The 17658-nt window shown below is 62.0% G+C and carries 15 protein-coding genes; 5 read left to right on the plus strand and 10 right to left on the minus strand.

What is annotated here, in order from left to right:
- The first annotated feature begins 99 nt into the window (after positions 1-99).
- The 4 genes from ACZRMO_RS26650 to ACZRMO_RS26665 all read left to right on the plus strand — a co-directional run bounded on the left by ACZRMO_RS26650 (position 100) and on the right by ACZRMO_RS26665 (position 3364).
- Positions 100-915, plus strand: coding sequence for a MetQ/NlpA family ABC transporter substrate-binding protein (locus ACZRMO_RS26650; protein ID WP_207040956.1), 816 nt, complete (start codon positions 100-102; stop codon positions 913-915).
- The gene (locus tag ACZRMO_RS26655) at positions 912-2027 is read left to right on the plus strand and encodes a methionine ABC transporter ATP-binding protein (RefSeq protein WP_463974825.1); all 1116 of its coding nucleotides are present in this window, start codon (positions 912-914) and stop codon (positions 2025-2027) included. Before ACZRMO_RS26650 ends, ACZRMO_RS26655 begins: the two co-directional genes overlap by 4 nt.
- Positions 2017-2661 carry a methionine ABC transporter permease gene (locus ACZRMO_RS26660; RefSeq protein WP_463974826.1) on the plus strand — a complete coding sequence of 215 codons (645 nt, stop codon included), beginning with the start codon at positions 2017-2019 and terminating at the stop codon, positions 2659-2661. The genes ACZRMO_RS26655 and ACZRMO_RS26660 overlap by 11 nt, the downstream gene beginning before the upstream one ends.
- Before the next feature lie 76 nt (positions 2662-2737).
- Positions 2738-3364, plus strand: a complete 627-nt coding sequence (locus ACZRMO_RS26665) for a class I SAM-dependent methyltransferase (RefSeq protein ID WP_463974827.1) — start codon at positions 2738-2740, stop codon at positions 3362-3364.
- Positions 3365-3481: 117 nt separating this feature from the next.
- Here ACZRMO_RS26665 and ACZRMO_RS26670 read toward each other — a convergent pair whose 3' ends face one another.
- The 4 genes from ACZRMO_RS26670 to ACZRMO_RS26685 form a co-directional block, all read right to left on the minus strand.
- A complete protein-coding gene (locus ACZRMO_RS26670; RefSeq protein ID WP_463974828.1) occupies positions 3482-5656 on the minus strand; it encodes a glycoside hydrolase in 2175 nt (724 codons plus the stop codon).
- Between the two features lie 209 nt (positions 5657-5865).
- A complete protein-coding gene (locus ACZRMO_RS26675; protein WP_463974829.1) occupies positions 5866-8931 on the minus strand; it encodes an efflux RND transporter permease subunit in 3066 nt (1021 codons plus the stop codon).
- Positions 8928-9998, minus strand: a complete 1071-nt coding sequence (locus ACZRMO_RS26680) for an efflux RND transporter periplasmic adaptor subunit (RefSeq protein WP_463974830.1) — start codon at positions 9996-9998, stop codon at positions 8928-8930. Before ACZRMO_RS26680 ends, ACZRMO_RS26675 begins: the two co-directional genes overlap by 4 nt.
- Positions 9995-11077 carry an efflux RND transporter periplasmic adaptor subunit gene (locus ACZRMO_RS26685; protein ID WP_463974831.1) on the minus strand — a complete coding sequence of 361 codons (1083 nt, stop codon included), beginning with the start codon at positions 11075-11077 and terminating at the stop codon, positions 9995-9997. Before ACZRMO_RS26685 ends, ACZRMO_RS26680 begins: the two co-directional genes overlap by 4 nt.
- Before the next feature lie 121 nt (positions 11078-11198).
- Here ACZRMO_RS26685 and ACZRMO_RS26690 point away from each other — a divergent pair, with 121 nt between their 5' ends.
- Positions 11199-12359, plus strand: coding sequence for an AAA family ATPase (locus ACZRMO_RS26690; RefSeq protein ID WP_463974832.1), 1161 nt, complete (start codon positions 11199-11201; stop codon positions 12357-12359).
- A 134-nt stretch (positions 12360-12493) separates the two neighbouring features.
- On the opposite strand, the gene ACZRMO_RS26695 is transcribed toward ACZRMO_RS26690, so the two are convergent.
- From ACZRMO_RS26695 to ACZRMO_RS26720, 6 genes are all read right to left on the minus strand, one after another.
- Positions 12494-13348: a transporter substrate-binding domain-containing protein gene (locus ACZRMO_RS26695; RefSeq protein ID WP_463974833.1), complete on the minus strand. Its 855-nt coding sequence runs from the start codon at positions 13346-13348 to the stop codon at positions 12494-12496.
- The gene (locus ACZRMO_RS26700) at positions 13345-14121 is read right to left on the minus strand and encodes an amino acid ABC transporter ATP-binding protein (RefSeq protein WP_463974834.1); all 777 of its coding nucleotides are present in this window, start codon (positions 14119-14121) and stop codon (positions 13345-13347) included. Before ACZRMO_RS26700 ends, ACZRMO_RS26695 begins: the two co-directional genes overlap by 4 nt.
- Positions 14118-14777 carry an amino acid ABC transporter permease gene (locus ACZRMO_RS26705; RefSeq protein WP_017736877.1) on the minus strand — a complete coding sequence of 220 codons (660 nt, stop codon included), beginning with the start codon at positions 14775-14777 and terminating at the stop codon, positions 14118-14120. The genes ACZRMO_RS26700 and ACZRMO_RS26705 overlap by 4 nt, the downstream gene beginning before the upstream one ends.
- Positions 14758-15423, minus strand: a complete 666-nt coding sequence (locus ACZRMO_RS26710; protein ID WP_017736876.1) for an amino acid ABC transporter permease — start codon at positions 15421-15423, stop codon at positions 14758-14760. The genes ACZRMO_RS26705 and ACZRMO_RS26710 overlap by 20 nt, the downstream gene beginning before the upstream one ends.
- Before the next feature lie 381 nt (positions 15424-15804).
- Positions 15805-16587: a MetQ/NlpA family ABC transporter substrate-binding protein gene (locus ACZRMO_RS26715; protein ID WP_017736875.1), complete on the minus strand. Its 783-nt coding sequence runs from the start codon at positions 16585-16587 to the stop codon at positions 15805-15807.
- Positions 16588-16709: 122 nt separating this feature from the next.
- On the minus strand, positions 16710-17636 hold the full coding sequence (locus ACZRMO_RS26720) for a sigma 54-interacting transcriptional regulator (RefSeq protein WP_463974835.1): 927 nt from the start codon (positions 17634-17636) through the stop codon (positions 16710-16712).
- Positions 17637-17658 lie beyond the last annotated feature (22 nt).

Here is a 17658-nt window from a genome sequence, read left to right on the forward strand (position 1 = left end):
GGCACATTCGCTGGCTGACCCGACGCATTCGCGAGCAAGCCCGCTCCCACATTTGGATCTCCATTGTTTGTATCACTACCTTATGACTGGAAAACCACTATGAAAAAAACACTGCTCTCCCACCCAGTCAAAGCACTGGCCCTGGCCCTTGGTCTGTTCAGCTCGGCGGTATTCGCCAACGACGCGCCGCTGAAAGTCGGCACCACCGCCGCTTTCGCAATACCGTTGGAAGCCGCCGTCGCCGAAGCCGGCAAGCAAGGCCTGAAAGTCGAGCTGGTGGAGTTCACCGACTGGATCGCACCCAACGTCAGCCTCGCCGCCGGTGATATCGACGTGAACTACTTCCAGCACATCCCGTTCCTGGAAAACGCCAAGGCTGCCGCCGGTTTTGACCTGGTGCCGTACGCGCCGGGGATCATCAACAACGTCGGCCTGTACTCGAAGAAATTCAAAAGCATCAACGACCTGCCCCAAGGCGCCAGCGTGGCCATCGCCAACGACCCGATCAATAGTGGGCGCGGCCTGCAATTGCTGGCCAAGGCGGGGCTGATCACCCTCAAGCCGGGCGTGGGCTACAAGGCCACCGAAGAAGACATCGTCAGCAACCCGAAGAAGATCAAGATCCTGCAAGTCGAGGCCGTGCAACTGGTGCGCGCCTATGACGATGCCGATCTGGTGCAGGGCTACCCGGCCTATATCCGCCTGTCCAAGACCTTCGATGCCGAGTCGGCGCTGCTGTTCGACGGCCTCGACCACCCGGAATACGTGATCCAGTTCGTCACCCAGCCCAAGGGCACAACCGACCCGCGGGTGATCAAGTTCGTCGATATCTACCAGCACTCGCCGGTGGTGCGCGCCGCGTTGGACAAGTCCCTGGGCAAGCTCTACCAAGTCGGCTGGGAAGCTAAAAAATGACCGCTGCCCACTTCCAACTGCGTGACCTGGGCACACCGCCCAGGGACGCCGAGCAGACCGAACTGCACCCCGACTTGAACCGCGCCCATGTGCGCTTCATCAACCTGGGCAAGAGCTACGACGGCAAGGTGCATGCCCTGCAAGGCATCGACCTGGCGATCCAGCGCGGTGAGGTGTTCGGCATCATCGGCCGCAGCGGCGCCGGTAAATCCTCGTTGATCCGCACCATCAACCGCCTGGAACAACCCAGCAGCGGGCGGGTGCTGATCGATCAGGTGGACATCGGCGACTACGACGAAGACCGCCTGGTGGCGCTGCGTCGGCGCATCGGCATGATCTTCCAGCATTTCAATCTGATGTCGGCCAAGACCGTGTGGCAGAACGTCGAGCTGCCGCTGAAAGTGGCCGGCGTGCCCAAGCCGCAGCGCGAGCAGAAAGTGCGCGAGCTGCTGGAGTTGGTGGGTTTGCAGGACAAGCACAAAGCGTATCCGGCGCAATTGTCCGGCGGGCAGAAACAGCGCGTGGGCATCGCCCGCTCGCTGGTGCACGACCCCGAGATTTTGTTGTGCGACGAGGCCACGTCGGCCCTCGACCCGGAAACCACCCAGTCGATCCTCGGCCTGCTGCGCGAGATCAACCGGCGCCTGGGCCTGACCATCGTGCTGATCACCCACGAGATGGCGGTGATCCGCGAGATCTGCGACCGCGTGGTGGTGCTGGAACACGGTCACATCGTCGAGCAAGGCCCGGTGTGGCAGGTGTTTGGCGACCCGCAACATGAGGTCAGCAAAACCCTGCTGGCGCCCCTGCAACACGGTTTGCCGGAAGAACTGCAAAGCCGTTTGCAGGCCACTTCGACGTCGGCGGAGGCCGCGGTGGTGCTGCGCTTGCAGTTTACCGGCGCAGGCACCGACGAGCCGGACCTGGCCGCGCTGTTCAGCGCCCTCGGCGGGCGCGTGCGCTTGCTGCAAGGCGGCGTGGAGCGCATCCAGGGCCATGCCTTGGGGCAATTGCTGCTGGCGGTGAGTGGCTCGCTCCACAGCGCCGATGAATTGCGCAAGCGCGCCGGCAATTGGGCACAACAGGTGGAGGTGCTGGGCTATGTGGTTTGATCGTTTATTACAGGGCGCCATCGACACCTTGTTGATGGTCGGTGTGTCGTCGCTGATCGCGTTGCTGGTGGGGATTCCGCTGGCGGTGTTCCTGGTGACCAGCGACAAGGGCGGCATCTACCAGGCACCGGCGCTGAACCGTGTGCTCGGGGCGTTCGTCAATCTGTTCCGCTCGATTCCGTTCTTGATCCTGATGGTGGCGCTGATCCCGTTCACCCGGCTGATCGTCGGCACCACCTACGGTGTGTGGGCGGCGGTGGTGCCGCTGACCATCGCGGCTACGCCGTTCTTTGCGCGGATTGCCGAGGTGAGCCTGCGCGAGGTCGATCAGGGTTTGATCGAAGCCGCCCAGGCCATGGGCTGCCGGCGCTGGCACATCATCTGGCACGTGCTGTTGCCTGAAGCGCTGCCGGGAATTGTCGGCGGGTTCACCATCACCTTGGTGACGATGATCAACTCGTCGGCCATGGCCGGTGCGATTGGCGCCGGTGGTTTGGGCGACATTGCCTATCGCTACGGCTACCAGCGCTTTGATACGCAGATCATGCTGACAGTGATCGTGCTGCTGGTGGTGCTGGTGGCGGTCATCCAGCTCGGCGGCGATCGGTTGGCGCGGGTGCTGAACAAGCGCTGAGGTCGCGGACGCGGAGCGTCCTGGCTGCATTCCCACGCGGAGCGTGGGAACGATCAGATGGGGTATATTCCTCGGCATGACTCTAAAACCCGACGACCTCGACCAGATCACCTCCACCACCCTCGGCCACTACAACAAAGTGGCCGAGGACTTCCGTGCAGGCACCCGCGACCACGATGTGAGCCAGAACATCGACGCGCTGCTGCGCCACATCCAGGGCGCGGCGCCGTTTACCGTACTGGATTTCGGCTGCGGCCCGGGGCGCGATTTGCAGACTTTCACGCGCATGGGGCATATCGCCGTGGGCCTGGACGGCTCCGAGCGTTTTGCACAGATGGCACGGGAAGACAGCGGGTGCGAGGTATTGCAGCAGGACTTCCTCAAGCTGGACCTGCCGGCTGAACGCTTCGACGGGATCTTTGCCAATGCGGTGCTGTTTCATATTCCCAAGCAAGAATTGCCGCGCGTGCTCAAGCAGCTGCATGGGGCGTTGAAGGCTGGCGGGGTGTTGTTCAGTTCCAACCCTCGGGGTGAGAACCAGGAAGGGTGGAATGGGCCTCGGTATGGGTCTTATCACGATCTTGAGGCTTGGCAGGCGTTACTGAGCGAGGCAGGGTTTGTGGAGTTGGAGCATTACTACCGGCCGGCGGGGTTGGCGCGGGAGCAGCAGCCTTGGTTGGCCAGTGTGTGGCGCAAGCTTTAGCGCTGTCTGGTCTGACGTCTTCGCGAGCAAGCCCGCTCCCACATTTGAACGCATTCCAAAGTTGGAACTCGGTCAAATGTGGGAGCGGGCTTGCTCGCGAAGGTCTCAAAGACACAGCTAATCGACCTGATACACCACAGGCTTCTCACCCACCACCAACGCCGTAACGCTGCGCGCGGCATACCCCTCTCTTGGGACCGCAGCAAAATTCGCCACCAACCGCGTCCCATCCGCAAACGTGGTCTCCTGCACCTGTCGATCCACCGTCAGCCACCGAAACCCGGTCATGGCCTGCGTCGCCAAGCGCTGGTGCAACGGCCGGAAAAACCGATCCTGGCGCTCCATCACCGGTAACCGCTGCTTAACCGTCGCTGCACTCAAGTGATACAGCGGCGGCACGTTGTAGAGCAGTTGCGCCAGCTCATTCTCAACCCGCACATTGCTCAGCTTGAGACTGTCGAACAGCCAGTGATGGGTGGTAATCACCGAACCATGGAACACCGCCTGATACAGCGGCAAACGCAGGCTTGGCTCGAAATGAATCGTGCGAAACGGCTCGTTCAGCGGCACCGGTTTGAAGAACACCGCAGGCTGCTCCGGCGGGTACCAGTTACCCACGTAATGCGGCGATTGCTTGTCCTTCGTCATCGCCTGGTCACCCCAGCCAATCACTGGCGTCTGCATGCCGTGGGCGAACAGGATGCCCTGGGCGGTGATCGCGTTGCCGTCCTCGGAACCGGTCGGCAACTGGCGTGCGGTATTGAGCCAACGTGACGCATCGATATTGCCTTCGGCGTTTTGCGCCTGGGTCATGGGGGCACCGTCGCGGTAGCTGTCGAAGACCATGCTGGTGGCATAGGCGTCGAGGAACCAGGCGTTGAAACCCGCCTTGGCCTGCACAGCCTGTACCCGCGCCTCCAGCAAGGGCCGCACACAGCGCGGATCGGTGTAGTGGCCGGATTGCTGGAAGCCGGTTTTCAGCTTGCCGGTTTGCAACACAATCGCGCAGTCACGATAGGCCCTACTCCCCAGATGGGCGGTGGTCCAGTCGGGGTTTTCGCTGGCGGACAAGGCGGTCTCATAGGAGTCGTAGGGCGCCATCAGGAAACCGGCGTCCACTCCGGTGCGAATCGCCTCTGGGTGCCACAGGCCGCCTTCCCAGCCTTCGCCCAAGGTCACCAGCAAATGTGGCAGACCTGCACGGCTCAACGTTTGAATCGTCTGGTTGCCCCACGTGCCAGGGGTGTCGCGCAGCGCTCCGGCAAACGCAACGGCCAGTTCACTGCGCAGCTCGCCATAGCGCGCAGCGAGGCGTGTCATGTCGGGCGCGTCCACCTGCCAGCTCTGCCGGGCTTTTTTGTTGATCGCTGCGTTGAGTCCACGCAGCAATACCGTCTGTTCATAGCGATTAAGCGGCGTGGCCTGTGCCAAGACTTTCGTCGCTTCCTTATCCAGCAGACCCTTGAGTTCATGGGTGCGCAGCCGCTTGAGCAGCAGCGGCCAGTCCTGCACATCATCCAGGGCCAACAGATCATTGCCCCACAGATAAACGTGGCTGGCCCCCAGCAGTTTCTCGCCCTCGGGGGTCTGCTTCAGCTTGTCCACCAAGGGCTCATAACGGCCCTGCTCCACCAACCATTGGCGATATCGCTTGGCACCCGCCAAGGGATCAGCCTCGCCCAAATGCAGCAACAGGGTCATGGGCGCGGTGGGATCAAGTGCGGTGAATTCATGGGTCACCGACAACGCCTGGTCCGCCTGCCAACGCAAGCGGTTGTTGTAGGGGTTGGTCAGCAGCCAGTTCAGAGTGAAGCTACCGTGGTCCATGCCCCACAACGGCAGGCTGAGATCCTGGGTGGTATTGAGGTCGCCCTGCTCCAGCAGAAAGGCTTTCCACGCGGCATTGTCGGCTGGCACGTAATGCCCTTCGGCCAATGGCCAGATCAAGCCCTCGCCGAAGGCGCTGGCGGGTTGTTGAAGGAGCGCCACGTCACCCGGTTCGTGCGCCGTGATGACGAATGTCAGGTCGCGTTGCGCGAGGTTGGCCGTCACGCGCAAAGTTCCCCACTGCCAACTGGCTTGTTGGGCGTTCTGCACGAGTTCGCTGACTGCGCGCGCGGCAACGCCGCTGGAGGCCTGCACCGGCGCCTGGCCGTTGGGCGTGACGCGGATGGCGAGGGTGGCGGGGTCGAGTTCGACGCGCCACAGCGGGTTTTCGAGGACGGTGCTGGCAAGGGCCAGCGGGGAGATGAGGAGCGTGCAGAGCAGTAAGAAATGACGATGCCAGTTCATAACGTTCGACCGGTTGGGGTGGAGGTCGGGAGGGTAGAACACTGCGCTGCCTCAAACGACAGCGGTAAATATTCCAGGAGGTTTCCCACAAACCATGAGGCATGTGGAGATCCAAATGTGGGAGCGGGCTTGCTCGCGAATGCAGTGTGTCATTCAACCCATCAGGCGTCTGATGCACCGCTTTCGCGAGCAAGCCCGCTCCCACATTTTTAACCGCGTTTTTCCTGTTGGTCTGGTTTAGGTTCGCGGATTTTGTACCAAGCCACATACAGCGCCGGCAGGAACAACAGCGTCAACAACGTGGCAATGATGATCCCGCCAATCATCGCGTACGCCATCGGCCCCCAGAACACTTCGCGGGCGATGGGGATCATGCCCAGGCTCGCCGCAGCAGCCGTCAGCAGGATCGGCCGGCGGCGGTGCTCGGTGGCTTGCACCACCGCATCCCACGGTGAGTAACCGGCCACTTCGTACTCGTCGATCTGCGTCACCAGGATCACCGAGTTGCGGATGATGATGCCGATCAGCGCGAGGATGCCGAGGATCGCCACAAAGCCCATGGGCGTGCCCGTGGGGATCAGCGCCAGGACCACGCCGATCAGCCCCAGCGGCGCAACACTCGCCACCAGGAACATCTTCTGCACGCTGTGCAGCTGGATCATCAGGAACGTCGCCATCAGGAACAGCATCAACGGCACCACGCTGGCAATCGGGCCCTGGGCCTTGCCGCTTTCTTCCACAGTGCCGCCGGTGGCGACCTTGTAGCCCACCGGCAAACCGGCGTTGAATTTATCGATGGTCGGCGCCAGCTGTTTCACCAGGTCGGTGGGCTGCATCTCATCGCGCACCGACGCCTTGATGGTGATGGTCGGCTTGCGGTCGCGACGCCAGACCAGCGGCTGTTCCAGCTCATAACGCACCGTGGCGAACGCCAGCAGTGGGATCGACGTGCCGTTGGGCGTGACAATCTGCAAATTCTGCAAGGTTTCCGGCGTGCCGCGCTCGGCGTCTTCGGCGCGGCCGACCACGTTGATCAGGTAGATATCGTCATGCACCTGGGTCACCGAGGCGCCGCTGACCACGCTGTTCATCAACTGGGCGACGTCTTCCGACGACAACCCCAGTTGCCGCGCCTTGTCCTGGGCGATGTCCACCCGCAGCACTTTGCCGGGTTCGTTCCAGTCGTAGATGATCTCGCCCAGGTGGGTGTTCTGGTCCAGCAGCGTGGCCAGTTCGATCGCATGTTTGCGCACCTGGTCGATGTCCTTGCCGGACACCCGATACTGGATCGGCCGCCCCACCGGCGGGCCCATTTCCAGCGGCTGCACATAGCTGCCGATGCCAACAAAGTCATCGCGCAGGCGCTTTTGCAGGCGCTTGATCAACTCGCCCCGTTCTTCCAGGCCTTTGCTGACAATCACCAGCTGTGCGTAGTAGGGGTTTTCCAGTTGCTGGTCCAGCGGCAGGTAGAAACGGATCGCGCCTTGGCCGATATAGGTGCTCCAGCGTGCGATGTCCGGGTCGTCCTTGATGATCGCTTCAAGACGGTCCACAGCCTTGCGCGTCTCGTTGATCGAGGCGTTTTGCGGCAGGTTCAGGTCCACCAGGATTTCCGGGCGGTCCGACGACGGGAAGAACTGGTTCTGCACGAACTGCATCGAGAACACCGACGCCACAAACAACGCCACGGTGATGCCGATGGCCCACCAGCGGTTGCGCATGGCCCAGAGCATGCCGCCGTTGAACGCGCGACCCACCCGCCCAGGCTCCGCATCGTGGGGTTTGACCTTGGCGCTGAGGATATGCACGCCAATCACCGGCGCAAACAGCACGGCCACCACCCATGACACCAGCATCGCCACGGCGATGACCGCAAACAGGGTGAAGGTGTATTCGCCCGCCGAGCTGGCGTTGAGGCCAATCGGCACAAAGCCCGCCACCGTCACCAGCGTGCCGGTGAGCATCGGGAACGCCGTGGACGTATAAGCGTAGGTCGCCGCCTGCTCCTTGGTTTCGCCTTTTTCCAGGCGCGTGATCATCATCTCCACCGTGATCATGGCGTCGTCCACCAACAGGCCGAGGGCGATGATCAACGCGCCCAGCGACACCCGCTGCATGGTGATGCCGCTGTATTCCATGAACACGAACACCAGCGCCAGCACCAGCGGAATCGAGCACGCCACCACCAGCCCGGCACGCATACCGAGGCTGATAAAGCTCACCACCAGCACGATAATCACCGCCTCAAACAGCGCGCTGGTGAAGCCGCCGACGGCCTCTTCCACCACTTCCGCCTGGTCGGACACCTTGTGCACGCCAACGCCCACCGGCAGGTCGGCGGTCAGTTCGTCCATGCGCTCATGCAGGGCCTTGCCGAACGCCTGGATATTGCCGCCCTTCTGCATGGCAATGGCCAAGCCAATCGCCGGCGTGCCGTTGAAACGGAACATCGGCCGCGCCGGGTCGACGTAGCCACGGCTGATCTCGGCAATGTCAGCCAGCCGATAGAAACGGTCATTGAGCCGCAGGTTAACGTCGGCCAGGTCTTTTTCCGAGGCGAACTGCCCGGACGTGCGCACCGAAATCCGCTCCGGCCCGGCCTCGATCACCCCGGCAGGCGTCACCGCGTTCTGCGATTGCAGGCTTTGCACGACCTGGCGCTGATCAATGCCCAGCGCGGCCAGTTTGCGTGTGGAGAAGTTCAGGTAAATCACTTCGTCCTGCTGGCCGATCATCTCGACCTTGCCCAACCCAGGTACCGAGCGGATCTCGGCGCGCACCTGTTCAACGTAGTCGCGCAACTGGCGCATCGACAGGCCGTCGCCGGTAAAGGCGTACACCGAACCGAACACATCACCGAACTCATCGTTGAACGACGGCCCCTGCAACCCCTGGGGGAAGCTGCCGCGAATGTCGTCGATCTTCTTGTGCACCAGGTACCAGATGTGGGGGATGTCCTTGGCGCTGGTGGTGTCCTTCAAGAACACGAACACCGTGGACTCACCGGGCCGGGTGTAGCTTTTCACGTAGTCGAGGGAATCCAGCTCTTCGAGTTTTTTCTCGATGCGGTCGGTGACCTGCTTGAGGGTTTCTTCCTGGGTCGCACCGGGCCAGCGGGTCTGGATCACCATGGTCTTGATGGTGAAGGACGGGTCTTCCTCGCGGCCCAGGTTCATGTAGGAGAACACGCCCATCAGCAGCGCGACGAACATCAAGTACCAGACGAAGGACTGATGCTTGAGGGCCCAGTCGGATAAGTTGAAGCTGCCTTTCATCGCGGGCTGTCCTCGTCGATTTTGACTGTCTGCCCGGGTTTCAGGCTGTTCACGCCGGCGGTGACGATGCGCTCGCCGGGTTTGACGCCGCCGTTGAGCACGGCGCTGCCGGCGTCACGGCTGATGACGGTGATGTCACGCGGTTGCACGGTGCGGCTTTGGGTGTCGAGCAGCCAGATGCGGGTTTTGCCATCGACCTCCTGCAACGCGCTCAGGGGGAGTTCGATGCGCGGCGCGATGGCGGTGCTCAGGGTCACGCTGATCGCCGTGCCCAGGCGGAAGGCGGGTGGTGTTTCGGCCAGGGTCAGGCGCGCACGCCGGGTGCGCGTGGCGCTTTGGGCCTGGGGTTCGATCTCGCGCACGATGGCGGTGGTGTGCACGTTCGGGTCGAGTTGCCCGGCGACCAGGAACACCACGTCGGGCGGCAACCGCTCGGCGAGGCCCGCCGGCAGATCGATCACCGCTTCCTTGATGTCCGGACGGGCCAGGGTCACCACTTGCTGGCCGGCGCTGACCACCTGGCCGGCTTCGGCATTCCAGGCGGTGACGATGCCGGCGTGGTCGGTGCGCAGTTCGGCGTAGTTGAGCTGGTCCTTGGCCTGGTTGACCGCCGCCTGGGCTTGATCCAGGGACGCCTGGGTGGTTTTCAGGTCGGTCTGGGCAATGTCCAGTTGGGCCTGGGCGCCGACGCCGCGGTTGAACAGTTCTTGCTGACGGCGCGCGTTGGCCTGGGCGTTGATGAATTGCGCCTGGACCTTGGCCAGGTCGCCCTGCGCGGCGCGCAGCTGGTTTTGCTGGTCGGTGGGGTCGAGCACCGCGAGCAAGGCGCCCTGCTCCACTTCGGCGCCGACATCCACCGCACGCCGGGCGATGCGCCCAGGCACGCGGAAACCCAGGTTGCTTTCATAGCGCGCCTGGATCGTGCCGGCGAAGCGGCCGAGGTTGGCCTGGTCCTCCGCTTTCACTTCCATGGACAACACCGGACGCACTTGTTCGGGCGGTGCCTCTTCCTTGGAACACGCCGCGAGCAACAGGCTGGCGGTGAGCATGACCGTCAGACGCTTCATGGCTGGGCTCCTTGTTGGGCAATCTCGACCAGCATGCCGGGGTGCAGCAATTGCCCACCGGCCACCACGACCTTTTCGCCGCCCTTGAGGCCCTCGCTGATGATGACTTTACCGGTGAGGTAACGCGCCACGCTGACCTTGTGCAGCTGCGCCTTGCCGTCGCCGTCGATCAACCACACGGCAGGCTCGTTGAGGTCTTTGGTCAGGGCCGACCAGGGCAGCTCGATGCTCGGCTTGGCCGGGCCATTGGCCGTGGCGCTGACCACCGAGCCCAGTCGCATGCCCTTGGGCAACGCCTCCAGGGCAATCTTCACCTGCACGGTGCCGGTGTTGGCGGCCACGGCCGGGGTGACTTCGCGGACCTTGCCCTGGGCCTTGATGCTGGGGTTATCCAGCAGGCTCACGGTAATCGGCGCGTCGGGCGGTGGCTCCACCAGCAGCGATTCGTAGACGTTGAACACCGCATCGCGCTCGCCATCCTGGGCCAGGCTGAAGATCGGTACGGTGGCCTGCACCACCTGGCCGACTTCGGCCTGGCGCGCGGTGATCACGCCGGGCGCGTCGGCAATCAATGCGGTGTAGCCAAGTTGCTCGCGGGCGTTGGCCAATTGCGCCTGGGCGGCGACCAGGGCGCTTTGGCTGCTGCGCAGCGCGGCCTGGGCGGCGTCGTATTCGCTGCGGCTGGTGTAGCCCTTGGGCAGGAGTTTTTCCTGGCGCACAAAGGCTGCCGCCGTTTGTTTGACCCGCGCCTGTTCGGCCACGACCTGGGCCAGGGCGGAATCGACGTTGGTCTGCAAATCCTTGGGGTCGAGCTTGGCCAGCACTTGCTTGGCGCTGACGCGGTCGCCCACATCGACCATGCGCTGGATGATCTTGCCACCCACGCGGAATGACAGGTCGGTTTGCACGCGGGCCTGGATGTCGCCGGTGAGGGTGACCGCCGCAGCGAAATCCGCCGGCTGCACGGCCTGCACAAAGACCCGTGAATGCTGCTTGGGCTCGGCCTTTTCCTCACCGCAGCCGCTTAGAAGCGTCAGTAGGCCAAGTCCGAAAATACAGGTGCAAATACGACCGCCCATGCAGGCTCCTTTTGCGTGATGCGATAAACCAGATGTGTATGCGACTGTGAGCTTAGTTGAGGGTTCCTAAACTGCATGCAGGCTCCCATACTCCAGCGGTTCCCCCAATGATTGAAGACGCATGCTCAAAACCCTCGCGGTGGCCAATTACCGCTCGATCAACAAATTGGTGGTGCCTCTGGACCGGCTGAACCTGGTGACGGGGCCCAATGGCAGCGGCAAATCCAACTTGTACCGCGCCCTGCGCCTGCTGGCGGAAACCGCCCAGGGTGGGGTGATCAATGCGTTGGCCCGTGAGGGTGGGCTGGATTCGACCTTCTGGGCCGGCCCGGAAACCATCAGCCGGCGCATGCACAAGGGCGAGGTGCCGATTGAGTCCACTGTGCGCCAAGGCGCCAAGCGCCTGCGCCTGGGCTTTGCCGGTGAAGATTTCAGCTACGCCATTTCCCTGGGGCTGCCCGAACCCAGCGAGTCGTTTTTCGCCCTCGACCCGGAGGTGAAAAAAGAGTGCATCTGGGCTGGCCACATCTACCGCCCGGCCAGCCTGCTGGTGCAACGTTCCGGGCCGATGGTGCGGGCCCGCGACGGTCGCCAGTGGGATGTGCTAGCCCAGCACACGCCGAATTATCACAGCCTGTTCGATCAGGTCGGCAGCCTGCGCGGCTCGCCGGAAGTGTTGCTGCTGCGTGAAAGCATTCGCGGTTGGCGCTTTTATGATCACTTTCGCAGCGACGTGGACGCGCCCGTGCGCCAGCCGCAATTGGGCACGCGCACGCCGGTGCTGCACCATGACGGGCGCGACTTGGCGGCGGCGTTGCAGACCATCCGCGAAATCGGCGATCCCGAGGCGTTGCAGCGCGCGGTCAGCGATGCGTTTCCCGGCGCCCGCTTGAATATCCAGCCGTTGCAGGGTGGGCGCTTTGCAATTGAGTTTTATCAGGAAGGTCTGCTGCGGCCGTTGTCGGCGGCGGAGTTGTCCGACGGCACCTTGCGTTATCTGCTGCTGATCGCGGCGTTGCTGACGCCACGGCCGCCGACCATGATGGTGCTGAACGAGCCGGAAACCAGCTTGCACCCGGATCTGCTGCCGGCGTTGGCGCGCTTGATTATCCAGGCATCCCGGCAGTGCCAGGTGTGGGTGGTGTCCCATGCCAGCCGGTTGATTGCGGCGTTGCAGCAGGATGAGGGGTGCAATTCGATTATGCTGGAGAAGGTGTTGGGGGAGACGCGGATGGTGGGGCAAGGGATTCTGGATGCGCCGGCGTGGCACTGGCCGGAATAGTCGGCGATTGATCGTTCCCACGCTCCGCGTGGGAATGCATCCCTGGACGCTCCGCGTCCGCTCCTAGAGTCGTGACGCGGAGCGTCACAGGAGGCGTTCCCACGCGGAGCGTGGGAACGATCATCGGGTAGGGATCAGCCCTGCCACTTACCGCCCTCAACAATCACACTCTCCGGCTTGGTGTCATCGCTCAGCTCTTTACGCACATATTGGTCATACAGCTTGAGCAGGAACTTCTCCTCACCCAACTTCGCCAACTCGGCATTCACCCAGTCGCGCAGTTCGATGTTGCCCTTCTTCACCGCTGGCGCAATCGGTGCTTCATCACCGAGTTTCTCTTCCAGCACGCGGTAGCCCGGGTTCTGCTTGGCCCAGCTGAACAGCACCAGGTTGTCCTGCGCATAAGCATCACCACGGCCCGCCGACAGCGCTTGCAGCGATTCGGAGTTTTTCTCGAACTTGAGCAGTTTCCAGTCCGGGTGGTTTTTGGTCAGCCAGATATCCGCGGTGGTGCCGGTGGTCACGATGGTGGTGCGGGTCGCCAGGTCATCCAGGCTTTTCACCACGCTGTCGTTGGGTACCAGGGCCTGCACCGCGACTTTCAGGTTGGGGTTGGTGAAGTCCACCGCTTCCTTGCGCTCCGGCGTCACGGTCATGTTGGCGAGGATCAGATCGACCTTGTCGCTTTGCAGGAACGGAATACGGCTGGCCGGCTCGACCGCGACGAATTCGACTTTGTTTTCATCGCCCAGCAGATCCTTGGCGAATTGGCGGCCGATGTCGGTATCGAAGCCGACGTAGCGCCCGGCCTCGTTCACAAAGCCGAACGGCGGCTTGTCGGTAAACACGCCGACGATCAGCTTGTCCCGCGCCTTGATCTTGTCGATGTAGCTCGCGGCAGCGGCGACGGGTTTGGCAGGCTCTTCGGCCTTTTTATCGCAGCCGGCCAGCAGGGCGACGGCAAACAGTGGCAGCAGTAGTTTTTTCATAGCAGCTCCAGTTCCTTGGTTTTCTTCGGCAGTGTTGAGACAAAGGAGAACTTCTCCAGGAACTGCTGCGCGCGTGCGGTTTGCGGGTTCGTAAAGAATTCTTCGGGGGTGTTGTGTTCGAGGATGCGCCCGGCCTCCATAAACACCACGCGGTCGGCGACGGCGCGGGCGAAGGCCATTTCGTGGGTGACGATGAGCAGGGTCATGCCATCGCGGGCCAGGCCCTGGATCACTTCCAGCACTTCCTTGACCATTTCCGGGTCGAGGGCGGCGGTGACCTCGTCAAACAGCATGACCTGCGGGTTCATACACAGCGAACGGACGATGGCGATGCGTTGCTGCTGGCCGCCCGACAGCTGGCGCGGGAAGGCGTCGCGCTTGTCGGCCAGGCCGACGCGCTCCAGCAGTTTTTCGGCTTGCTCGCGGGCTTCGCGGGGGTCGCGTTTTTGCACTTTCAGCGGGCCGAGCAGGATGTTGTCGAGCACGCTCATGTGCGGGAACAAATGGTAGCTCTGGAACACCATGCCGATGTCCTGGCGGACTTGGCGCCAGTCGGTGTGTTTATCCAGCAACTCTTTACCGGCAAAACGCAGGCTGCCGCTGTGGGCGACTTCCAGCCCGTTCAGGCAGCGCAGCAAGGTGCTTTTGCCACAGCCGCTGGGGCCGAGGATCACCACCACTTCGCCGCTCTGCACGCGCAGGTCGATGCCCTTGAGCACCTGCGCTTCGCCGAAATATTTGTTGAAACCCTGAAACTCGATCAATGCGCTCATGCTTGGGCCCAGCGCCGTTCCAGCACCTTGGAGGCGGCCGACAACGGGTAGCAGATAAAGAAGAAAAACAGGAACAGCACGCCGTAAATCAACACGGATTCGTAGGTGCGTTCGATGATTTGCTGGCCGACCTTGATCACGTCCACCACGCCGATCAGCACCGCCAGGGAGCTGGTCTTGATGATGCGCGTGTAGACGTTGATGGTCGGCGGCGTCATGCGCTTGAGCGCCTGGGGCAGCAACACGTAGCCGTAGAGTTGTGGGTCCGAAAGACCAATCGACAGGCCCGCTTCACGCTGGCCACGGGGCAGCGAATGCAACGCGCCGCGCACCACTTCGCCGACTTCACTGGCGCCCCACAGCGATAGCACCAGTACCGCGCACCAGAAGCTCGGAATACTCAGGCCAAAGAAAATCGGCAGGCCGAAAAACAGCAGGTACAGCCACACCAGCACCGGGATCGCGCGGAACAGTTCCAGGTACACCCGCAACACCGCGTTGATCACCTTGTTGTTCAAGGTGCGCAGCACGCCGTACAACACGCCGCCGACGGTGCTGAAGGCGATGCTCAAGAATGAAATCGACAGGGTTTGCGCGGCGCCCTTGCCCAGTTGCGGCAACGACACCCACAACAACTCAAGACCCGAACTGGCCATGCTGGAGCCTCCTTTCCAGGCGGCTGAGCAGCAGCGACAGCGGCAAGAACAGCAGCACGCAGATCAGCGTCAGCACGGCGAGCATTTCGTAGGTCTTGTAGTACAGCGCGATGTAGCTCTTGGTGGTGTAGAGAATCTCCGGCACCGCCACGGCGGAAACCACGGTGGTCTCCTTGAGCAGAAAGATGAAATTGGCGAACAGCGCCGGCAAGCTGAGGATGCCGGCCTGGGGCAGGATTACATGACGCAGCAACTGCCAGTCGGACAGGCCGATGGACTTGCCCGACTCAATCTGCGCCAGCGGTACCGCTTCCACACCGGCGCGCAGCACTTCGGTGAGATACGCGCCACCGAGAAAGGTCATGGTGATGATCGCCGCCCAGAACCCGGAGATATTGAAGCCCAGGGCCGGCAGCGCGAAGTAGACGAAGAACAGTTGGATCAGCAGCGGCGTGTTGCGCGCCAGCTCCACATACAGCGCCACCAGGCGTGACAGGTACGGCGTGCGAAACACCAGCAACGCGGCGTTGATCAGCGCCACCAGCAGCGAGGTGGCAATGGCGATCAGGCCCACTTGCAGCGTCACCCCCACGGCTTTCAGAAACGCCGGCAGGGTGGTGAGGATAAATGCGAAATCGAAGGTCATCGGCAGTCCAAAACGCCGCAGGGGTAATGCGACGTGCGCGGTTCGATCCGGCGTGGGTAACGTCGGGTAGCGCAGACTTTAAAGGTATAAAAACAAATATTTAAATACCTAAATGGCATATTGATATCACGCAAAAACCTAACTGTCTGATGTGTCGAGTTCCATGACCTTGCACAAATCCCCTGTGGGAGCGGGCTTGCTCGCGAAGACGGTGTGTCAGTCGACAAATGCATTGGCTGAACCACCGTATTCGCGAGCAAGCCCGCTCCCACACAAGCCAGCTCCCACAGGTTTGACTGCATTCCAAAGTCCAGGCAATAAAAAACGCCGACGCTGTAGAAGCCGTCGGCGTTGAAACCTTGAAGGGGGTTTTCAGCTACATCAGAACGCCGGCAGCACAGCGCCGCTGTATTTCTTCTCGATGAAGGCTTTGACTTCCGGGCTGGTCAGGGCCTTGGACAGTTTCTGGATCGCATCGCTGTCCTTGTTGTCCGGACGTGCCACCAGGTAGTTCACATACGGAGAATCAGCACCTTCGATCAACAGCGCGTCTTTCGCCGGGTTCAGGCCAGCTTCCAGGGCGTAGTTGGTGTTGATCAGGTCCAGGTCGACCTGGTCCAGCACGCGTGGCAACAGGGCCGATTCCAGCTCTTTGAACTTCAGGTTCTTCGGGTTGCTGGCGATGTCTTTCGGCGTAGCCAGGGCGTTTTTCGGATCTTTCAGGGTGATCACGCCAGCCTTTTGCAGCAGCAACAGGGCGCGGCCGCTGTTGGAGCCTTCGTTCGGGATGGCCACGGTGGCGCCGTCTTTCAGCTCGGAGATGTTCTTGATCTTCTTCGAGTAGGCGCCGAACGGTTCAACGTGCACGCCGACCACGGTGGTCAGGTTTGTGCCTTTACCTTTGTTGAAGTTTTCCAGGTACGGCAGGGTCTGGAAGTAGTTGGCGTCCAGACGCTTCTCGGCCACTTGTACGTTGGGCTGAACGTAATCGGTGAAGACTTTGATCTGCAGGTCCACGCCTTCTTTGGCCAGGGTCGGCTTGATCAGCTCAAGGATCTCCGCGTGCGGGATCGGCGTGGCGGCAACCACCAGTTTCTCGTTGGCTTGGGCGAAGCTTGCAGTCAGGGCAGCCGCCAGAGCGGTAAACAATAGAACCTTTTTCATGCAGTGTCCTTAATTCCGGGGCGTCGGTGACGGCCGCTTTTCATGTGGTGTGCCAGCGATGTGCTATCGCGGCGTGAAACGGACAATACCTAGATTTTTTATTCCCGAACAATATCTTTTATTCACGTTGATATTCCATTTTGTTCATGTAGGAATTTTCTCAGGGTTTTCTGCTCAGCCGGGCTGGCGGCGTTGAAGATCCGCCGCACTTGCTCCAGCGGCGAGCCCGCCACTGGCAAATTCAAATGCTCGGGCAAGATCTCATCGCCACTGCTCACCAGCAATGCAAAGTGAATAACGTTTTCCAGCTCACGGGTATTGCCCGGCCAGCTGTGCTGTTCCAGCACCTGCTGGGCGGCGTCGCTGATCAGCGGCACCGGCAGGTCCAGGCGCTGGCTGTAGATACCGAGGAAATATTCCGCCAGGGACAAGATATCGCCCACCCGTTCGCGCAGCGCCGGTAGTTCCAGTTGGCCTTCGCTCAGGTAATGAAACAGGCGCTCATGAAACTTGCCCGCCGCCACGGCCTGGGCCAGGTCGATGCTGGTGGCAGCGACCAGGCGCACGTCCACCGGGCTCGGCTGATGCGCGCCGACGCGGGTGACTTCGTGGTTTTCCAGGGCGGCGAGCAATTTGACCTGGATCGGCAGCGGCAAGTCGCCGATCTCGTCCAGGTACAAGGTGCCGCCGTTGGCCGAACCAAACCAGCCGGCACGGCTGCTCGCTGCGCCGCTGTGGCTGCCGGCGGCGTAACCGAACAGCTCGGCATCGGCATAGGTCGGGCTGATAGCGCCGCAGTTGACCGAGACAAACAAGCCGCCACGATCACTGCCACGGTGGATATGCCGCGCCAGCAGTTCTTTACCGCTACCGGTCTCGCCGCGAATCAACACGGGCAAGGCGCGCGGCGCGAGGCTTTCGAGGTCTTCGCGCAGTTGGCGCGAACGTGGGTCGACAAACACCAGCGCCTTGGCGCGAATGCTCAGTGGGCTTTTATCGGCGTCGGGAAAGGTCAGCAACGGCTGGCCGTAGGTTTCATGCAGACTCATGGCAGGCTCCCGCCCCGGCTCC

The organism is Pseudomonas sp. B611, from assembly GCF_055407965.1.

Bases quoted from the DNA above. Each gene is read 5' to 3' on its own strand.
- ACZRMO_RS26650 (WP_207040956.1), top strand. From the start codon at position 100: ATGAAAAAAACACTGCTCTCCCACCCAGTCAAAGCACTGGCCCTGGCC.
- ACZRMO_RS26655 (WP_463974825.1), top strand. From the start codon at position 912: ATGACCGCTGCCCACTTCCAACTGCGTGACCTGGGCACACCGCCCAGG.
- ACZRMO_RS26660 (WP_463974826.1), top strand. From the start codon at position 2,017: ATGTGGTTTGATCGTTTATTACAGGGCGCCATCGACACCTTGTTGATG.
- ACZRMO_RS26665 (WP_463974827.1), top strand. From the start codon at position 2,738: ATGACTCTAAAACCCGACGACCTCGACCAGATCACCTCCACCACCCTC.
- ACZRMO_RS26670 (WP_463974828.1), bottom strand. From the start codon at position 5,656: ATGAACTGGCATCGTCATTTCTTACTGCTCTGCACGCTCCTCATCTCC.
- ACZRMO_RS26675 (WP_463974829.1), bottom strand. From the start codon at position 8,931: ATGAAAGGCAGCTTCAACTTATCCGACTGGGCCCTCAAGCATCAGTCC.
- ACZRMO_RS26680 (WP_463974830.1), bottom strand. From the start codon at position 9,998: ATGAAGCGTCTGACGGTCATGCTCACCGCCAGCCTGTTGCTCGCGGCG.
- ACZRMO_RS26685 (WP_463974831.1), bottom strand. From the start codon at position 11,077: ATGGGCGGTCGTATTTGCACCTGTATTTTCGGACTTGGCCTACTGACG.
- ACZRMO_RS26690 (WP_463974832.1), top strand. From the start codon at position 11,199: ATGCTCAAAACCCTCGCGGTGGCCAATTACCGCTCGATCAACAAATTG.
- ACZRMO_RS26695 (WP_463974833.1), bottom strand. From the start codon at position 13,348: ATGAAAAAACTACTGCTGCCACTGTTTGCCGTCGCCCTGCTGGCCGGC.
- ACZRMO_RS26700 (WP_463974834.1), bottom strand. From the start codon at position 14,121: ATGAGCGCATTGATCGAGTTTCAGGGTTTCAACAAATATTTCGGCGAA.
- ACZRMO_RS26705 (WP_017736877.1), bottom strand. From the start codon at position 14,777: ATGGCCAGTTCGGGTCTTGAGTTGTTGTGGGTGTCGTTGCCGCAACTG.
- ACZRMO_RS26710 (WP_017736876.1), bottom strand. From the start codon at position 15,423: ATGACCTTCGATTTCGCATTTATCCTCACCACCCTGCCGGCGTTTCTG.
- ACZRMO_RS26715 (WP_017736875.1), bottom strand. From the start codon at position 16,587: ATGAAAAAGGTTCTATTGTTTACCGCTCTGGCGGCTGCCCTGACTGCA.
- ACZRMO_RS26720 (WP_463974835.1), bottom strand. From the start codon at position 17,636: ATGAGTCTGCATGAAACCTACGGCCAGCCGTTGCTGACCTTTCCCGAC.